The 6083-nt window shown below is 69.4% G+C and carries 7 protein-coding genes; 5 read left to right on the plus strand and 2 right to left on the minus strand.

Features of this window, described 5'->3' with window-relative positions; genetic code table 11:
• Nucleotides 1-65 precede the first annotated feature (65 nt).
• A complete protein-coding gene (locus AB0M27_RS30895; RefSeq protein WP_365726443.1) occupies nucleotides 66-1340 on the minus strand; it encodes a S53 family peptidase in 1275 nt (424 codons plus the stop codon).
• A 265-nt stretch (nucleotides 1341-1605) separates the two neighbouring features.
• On the opposite strand from AB0M27_RS30895, the gene AB0M27_RS30900 reads away from it, so the two are divergent.
• Nucleotides 1606-2421, plus strand: a complete 816-nt coding sequence (locus AB0M27_RS30900) for a helix-turn-helix domain-containing protein (RefSeq protein WP_365726444.1) — start codon at nucleotides 1606-1608, stop codon at nucleotides 2419-2421.
• A gap of 152 nt (nucleotides 2422-2573) precedes the next feature.
• Here the strand turns inward: AB0M27_RS30900 and AB0M27_RS30905 are convergent, their stop codons facing one another.
• Entirely contained in the window at nucleotides 2574-3044 is a 471-nt protein-coding gene (locus AB0M27_RS30905) for an ArsI/CadI family heavy metal resistance metalloenzyme (protein WP_365726445.1), read from the minus strand.
• Between the two features lie 87 nt (nucleotides 3045-3131).
• Between AB0M27_RS30905 and AB0M27_RS30910 the strand changes: the two genes are divergently transcribed.
• From AB0M27_RS30910 to AB0M27_RS30925, 4 genes are all read left to right on the plus strand, one after another.
• Nucleotides 3132-3512 (plus strand): metalloregulator ArsR/SmtB family transcription factor, encoded by a 381-nt coding sequence (locus AB0M27_RS30910; protein WP_365726446.1) that lies wholly within the window; start codon nucleotides 3132-3134, stop codon nucleotides 3510-3512.
• Nucleotides 3509-4258, plus strand: a complete 750-nt coding sequence (locus AB0M27_RS30915; RefSeq protein WP_365726448.1) for an aquaporin — start codon at nucleotides 3509-3511, stop codon at nucleotides 4256-4258. Before AB0M27_RS30910 ends, AB0M27_RS30915 begins: the two co-directional genes overlap by 4 nt.
• A gap of 26 nt (nucleotides 4259-4284) precedes the next feature.
• Nucleotides 4285-4701, plus strand: coding sequence for an arsenate reductase ArsC (locus AB0M27_RS30920; RefSeq protein WP_365726450.1), 417 nt, complete (start codon nucleotides 4285-4287; stop codon nucleotides 4699-4701).
• A gap of 807 nt (nucleotides 4702-5508) precedes the next feature.
• Nucleotides 5509-5865, plus strand: a complete 357-nt coding sequence (locus AB0M27_RS30925; RefSeq protein ID WP_365726452.1) for a hypothetical protein — start codon at nucleotides 5509-5511, stop codon at nucleotides 5863-5865.
• The last annotated feature ends 218 nt before the right edge of the window (nucleotides 5866-6083 follow it).

The following is a 6083-nucleotide window of genomic DNA, read 5'->3' on the forward strand; positions in this document are numbered from 1 at the left end:
GCACTGACGGCACTTCGCCCCGCCGGACGACCGGCGGGGCGAAGTGATCTGTTCGGTTCGCTCTGTTACTTGGTGAAGGCGGCGACGCCGTTCGGGGTGCCGAGACCCGTCGGCCCGTCGTAGCCCTTGCCCGCCTTGCACAGGTAGGTGCCGCAGGACCCGTTGGAGCCGTCGGTGACGTCGTTCAGCTTGTCCGGGTGGGCGTAGGGGTAGGACGCCGGGACGTCACCGGAGCCCGGGGTGCCCGCGAGGGCGTAGACGCCGGCGACGAACGGCGCGGAGGCGCTGGTGCCGCCGTACACGTTCCAGCCGCTGGCCTGGTAGGTGTCGTAGACGGCGAGACCGGTGGCCGGGTCGGCGACGGCCGCGACGTCGGCGACGGCGCGCTTGGCGCAGCCGGTGTCCTTCTGCCAGGACGGCTTGGCGTCGAATTGCGAGCAGCCCGAGCCCGCTCCGTCGCCGCCGGCGGAGGCGCCCCACACGGACTCGGACCAGCCGCGGGTGCTGCTGTCCTTCTTGAGCGAGGTGCCGCCGACCGCCGTCACGTACTGCGAGGCGGCCGGGTACTCGGTGCCGTAGCCGCTGTCGCCGGAGCTGACGGTGATGGCGACGCCGGGGTGCTTGAAGTACTTGTCGTCTGCGGAGGTGTCGGCGGCCTCCTCGCTGCCGCCGTAGCTGTTGGAGACGTACTTGGCGCCCTGCTTGACCGCCTGGTTCACGGCCGCGCCGAGGTCGTCCATGCTGGCGGACCTGGCCTCGACGAGCAGGATGTGGCACTGCGGGCAGGCCGCGCTGACCATGTCGACGTCGAGGGAGATCTCACCGGCCCAACCGGCGTCGGGAGCCGGGTAGTTGGTGCCGCCGTCCTGGTCGATCTTCTTGAAGCAGCCGTTGCTCGTGCTGCACTCCGGCAGGCCGTACTGGGACCGGTAGGCCGCCAGGTCCTTCTCGGCGTTCGGGTCGTCGTTCGCGTCGACGATGGCGACGGTGGTGCCCTTGCCGCCGTCCTTGGGGAGGTTGTAGGCGGCCTGCAGATCGGCGGGTCCGAAGCCCTTGGGGGTGTCGTGCCGACCGAGGGACTTCCGCGGTGTCAGGTCGGTGCGGACGACCGCCTGGCAGGCCATGTAGCCGGGCTTGCTGGGCTCAGAACACAGCTGCCGGGTGTGTACGGCGGAGGTGGTGGACGAGGCGGTGGCTGTGCCGGGCGATGCGGTGGTGGTGGAGGAGGCGAAGGCCGCCGACTGGGTGGCGACCGCCAGGCCGCCGGTGATCAGAGCTGCTGCGGACAGGAGCGCGGGCGCGCCGCGGCGTATCGGGTTCCTTCTGCGATGAGACTGCAATGAACTGCCCTCCGTGGGGGGATGGATGGCGGCTCCGCACCGACGGCCGGATCGGGTCGGGCATGGATGGTCATGTCCATGACAACCGCTTTCCGCTGGGGGTGGCCGATGGGGGCCGACTGTCTGTCGGGCATCCTGCTGATGCTGCCACCCCGGTCAGTGGTGGCTACACACGAGGCTATGGACAATTTGCCGAAGAGAACAGGGCCGGTCGGTAAAAAACTTGTACCCAACTCCCCGGCCGCGCCGGGTACGTTGTGCAGCCATGGAGCTTGAGGACGGGACCATCAAAGACCTGATGTCACTGGGCCTGGCCCGGTACGAGGCACGGGTCTACCTGACCCTCATCAGGCGTGGTTCTTACACCGCCGCCGAGGTGGCCCGGGAGGCCGACGTACCGCGCCAACGCGTGTACGACGTGCTGGACGCCCTCGTACGGCGGCACCTGGCCACCACTCACCCCGGTCGGGTGGCCACGTACTCCGCCGTCACGCCCGAGCTGGCCCTCGCCCGTCTGATGACCGCGCAACGGGAGTCCGTCGACCGACTGGAGCGGGTCTCGCAGGACTTGGCCGGCATCCTCCAGCCCCTCTGGTCCCAGGGCCGGGACCACACGGACCCGCTGGACTACATCGAGATCCTGCGCGACCCGAAGGCGATCGCCGAACGCTTCGCCGACATCCAGCGGCAGGCACGGCACGAACTGCTCACCTTCTGCAAACCCCCGTTCGTCGCCCCGACCGAGAACGCGGACGGCCTGGCGGTGGTCCACCGGCTTCACCGCTCAGGCGGCACCGTCCGCGCGATCTACCTCGACGACTCCCTGGACGACCCCGAGACGGTGGACCACGTACGGCGCTTCGCCGCGGCAGGGGAGGAGGCACGTTTCGCCCCCGAACTGCCCCTGAAACTGGTCATCGCCGACGCGTCCCTCGTCCTGTGCGACATGCCCGACCCCGTGGCCGGCGCCGACTCCACCACCACCCTCTTCATCGAACACCCGGCCCTCGCGGGGTGCCTGCGGCTGGCTTTCCACACGGTGTGGACGAACGCCGCACCCGCCCCTCATGGCGACGAGTGAAGCCGGCCCACGCGCCGAGTTCGAAGTTCTGGCGTGCCTGACTCAGGCCGAGGTCGTGGTCGGGAAGGTCACGTCCGGATTCCGCACCGGTGAACGGCGGCGAACGAGACGAGTGCGGAGGGGACGCCGGCGGATGCTCGCGAACTGCCGGTTCAGCCGCAGTCGCAACCGGCCGACGCGGAGGCCGGTTCGGCGGCCTGGGAGGTGCAGCAGCCGTCGCCGGGGGCGTCGGGGCCGGCGTTCTTGTCGAGGGTGTCGGCGTCGGCCTTGACCACGTACACCTCCCACGGCTCCTTGCCGGGGCCGTGGACCCAGACCTTGTCCTGGAGGGCGTAGCAGCAGGAGGTGTCGTTCTCCTCGAAGGTGGCCAGGCCGGCGTGCTTGAGCCGGGAGGTGGCGGCATTGACCTGGTCGGTGGAGTCGACCTCGACGCCGAGATGGTCGAGGCGGGTGTCCTCGCCGGACGCGCCCTCGATCAGAACGAGCTTGAGCGGGGGCTCGGCAATGGCGAAGTTGGCGTATCCCTCGCGCCGCTTGGCCGGTTCGGTGCCGAACAGCTTCGAGTAGAAGGTGATCGATGCTTCCAGGTCGCTGACACGCAGGGCGAGCTGAGCGCGGGACATGGCAGGGCTCCCATCGAGTTGCATTGATGCCTGTCGATTCAGGATGCAAGATTGCGCTCCTGAATCGAAGGCTGTCAATATAGAGGCATGTCGAATCAAGAGCTGGTGGTGCTCGGTCGTACCGACGAGTCCGCAGTGTGCTGCCCCGGGCTGCTGACCGCTCCCCTGGACGAGGACCAGGCCGTAGAGCTGGCGAAGGTGTTCAAGGCGCTGGGTGATCCCGTACGGCTGCGCCTGCTGTCGCTGATCGCCTCCCGGGCGGGCGGCGAGGTCTGCGTGTGTGACCTGACGCCGGCCTTCGACCTGTCCCAGCCGACGATCTCCCATCACCTCAAGCTGCTCCGACAGGCGGGTCTGATCGACTGCGAGCGCCGGGGCACGTGGGTCTACTACTGGGTGCTGCCCGGTGCCCTGGACCGGCTCTCCGCGTTCCTGACCACCGCCCAGAAGGCCGGGACGACCGCGTGAGCGCCTCACTCGGGCGCCGGGCCCTCGCCGAAGCGGTGGGGTCGGCCGCCCTGGTCGCGGTGGTGGTCGGCTCCGGCATCCAGGCCACCGAGCTGACCCATGACGTCGGCGTGCAGCTGCTCGCCAACTCCCTGGCCACCGTGTTCGGCCTGGGCGTGCTCATCGCGCTGTTCGGCCCGGTCTCCGGCGCGCACTTCAACCCCGTCGTCACACTCGCGGCCTGGTTCACCGACCGGCGCACCCCCGACGGGCCGACCCTTCGGGACGTCGCCGCGTACCTCCCCGCGCAGACGGCCGGGGCGATCGGCGGCGCCGTCCTGGCCGACGGCATGTTCGCCGAGCCCCTGGTGCACTGGTCCACCCATGACCGTTCCGCGGGCCACCTGTGGCTCGGTGAACTCGTCGCCACCGCGGGGCTGGTTCTGCTCATCCTCGGGCTCGGACGCACGGGCCGGGCCCGCTTCGCGCCGATGGCCGTGGCGTCCTACATCGGTGCGGCCTACTGGTTCACGTCCTCCACGTCGTTCGCCAACCCGGCCGTCACCATCGGCCGCGCCTTCACCGACACCTTCGCCGGCATCGCCCCTGCCTCGGTCGGCCCGTTCATCGCGGCACAGATCACCGGTGCCGTAGTCGGCCTCGGACTTGTGGCCTCCGTGTTCGCGCGCCCTGGGCCGGCGCAGACCGACCCCGACCCGGTGCCCGTCCAGGGCGCCCCCGAACTCGCCGCCCCCGCGGGCTCCTGACCCGCCGCTCCCGGAAAGACCCCGCCATGACCACTGCCGACCAGCGCCCCTCCGTCCTCTTCGTCTGCGTCCACAACGCCGGGCGCTCACAGATGGCCGCCGCCTTTCTCACTCACCTGGCAGGCGACCGCGTCCAGGTGCGCTCCGCCGGCTCCGCACCGGCCGCCAGCGTCAACCCCGCTGTCGCCTCGGCCATGGCCGAGACCGGCATCGACATCTCGGCCGAGGTGCCCAAGGTGCTCACCGTGGAGGCGGTCCAGGCGTCCGACGTCGTGATCACGATGGGCTGCGGCGACACCTGCCCCGTCTTCCCCGGGAAGCGTTACCTCGACTGGGAGCTCCCCGACCCCGCGGGGCAGGGAGTCGAAGCCGTCCGCCCGATCCGCGACGAGATCGCGAGGCGCGTTCGCGGACTGGTCGACGAGATCGCCCCGGTGAGCTGATCATTTCTAACTGGCGCGCAACACTTTGTGTTCGCCCACGTTGATGACGTCATTGCCTTGCCGTGGGACTCGTCGGCGAGTCGGTGGAGCGGCCCTCGCCGTTGGTCGCCCCGGTGTGCCGCTCACCTCTGACCTGCAGAAAAGAGTACTGATCCGGTCCGCGTCAGGCCGCCGGGCGGCGTGTGCGCGTGGCATTCGAGGCCGGGCTCGGACAGACACTCGACGGGGAGATCCACCACCGCAAAGTCTCCGTCACTTACACTTTCGCCGTCACTCAGCGTGAGGATAAATGTGAGAAGCGTGATTGAAGCGCTGCGCAGCCCGCGGCGCAACCATGTGCTCGGCGCAGTGCTGACCGTCGCGCTCGTCGCGCAGTCAGCCGTGCTCGTCGCCCAGCAAGTGCAGATCGACGATCTGCAGACACAGCCCATCGACTTCCAGGACCAACGCCTCGTGCCCGGTCCCTCCGGTCCGTCCGGCCCCTCGGGTCCTCGCGGTCCTGCCGGTCCCATCGGTCCGGTAGGCAAGGACGGGACAGACGGGCAGGACGGGAGGGACGGGAGGGACGGGAGGGAAGGGAAGGACGGGAAGGACGGGAAGGACGCTGTCGCCCCGCCGGCGCCGGCGTCGAGCTAGATCCTCGGCCGCAGGCTTGCAAGGCCCGATGAAACCATCGCAGTTGCGGACGCTTGCTCGGGACAGGTCGGTGCCCCCGGTGCGCCCGCTCCGGTCAGGCCATGAAGTCGCGCCTTGAGTAAGTGAATACGCTCTACGTGCTCGCCGTCGTCACACAGCGTGAGGAATGATGTGAGAAGCGTAAACGAGGCGTTGCGTGGCCCGCAGCGCCGCCTTCTGCTCGGCGCACTGCTGACCATCGCGCTCGCCGCGCAGTCAGCTGCGCTCGTCGCCCACCAGCAGCAGCTCGACGCAATCCAATCACGACGCATCGACCTCCAGGGGGACGGCGTCAAGCAGGGCCCGCCCGGCCCGCCCGGTCCCTCCGGTCCCTCCGGTGAGGCCGGTCCCGCCGGCCCGAGAGGCCCAACGGGCCGGCACGGCCAGGACGGTCATCCCGGCAGGTGGGGACGCAACGGCAGAAGAGGACACGACGGCAGGGACGGACAGGTCATCAACCTCAACCCAAAGCTGGACGATACCGACTAGAAGTCTTATGAAGATCTTGGGGTTCTGGCCCCGCCGCGTGAGCGGCGGGGCCAGACTCGTTTTCGTGGTGATGGGAGAATGGGCCGGGGAGACGGTCGGGCCGGATGTGTGGGAGACCTGCCAGGAGTTGATTCCGGTGGGGAGTGTGTTCGCGTTCCTGGCCGAGCATCGCGGTGCGCTGTTTCCGGCTCAGATGTTCGCGGACATGTATCCGTCGG

The organism is Streptomyces sp. NPDC052107 (genome assembly GCF_040680215.1).
In the GTDB taxonomy this organism is placed as follows: Bacteria; Actinomycetota; Actinomycetes; order Streptomycetales; family Streptomycetaceae; genus Streptomyces.

Bases quoted from the DNA above. Each gene is read 5' to 3' on its own strand.
- AB0M27_RS30905 (WP_365726445.1), bottom strand. From the start codon at position 3,044: ATGTCCCGCGCTCAGCTCGCCCTGCGTGTCAGCGACCTGGAAGCATCG.
- AB0M27_RS30910 (WP_365726446.1), top strand. From the start codon at position 3,132: ATGTCGAATCAAGAGCTGGTGGTGCTCGGTCGTACCGACGAGTCCGCA.
- AB0M27_RS30900 (WP_365726444.1), top strand. From the start codon at position 1,606: ATGGAGCTTGAGGACGGGACCATCAAAGACCTGATGTCACTGGGCCTG.
- AB0M27_RS30920 (WP_365726450.1), top strand. From the start codon at position 4,285: ATGACCACTGCCGACCAGCGCCCCTCCGTCCTCTTCGTCTGCGTCCAC.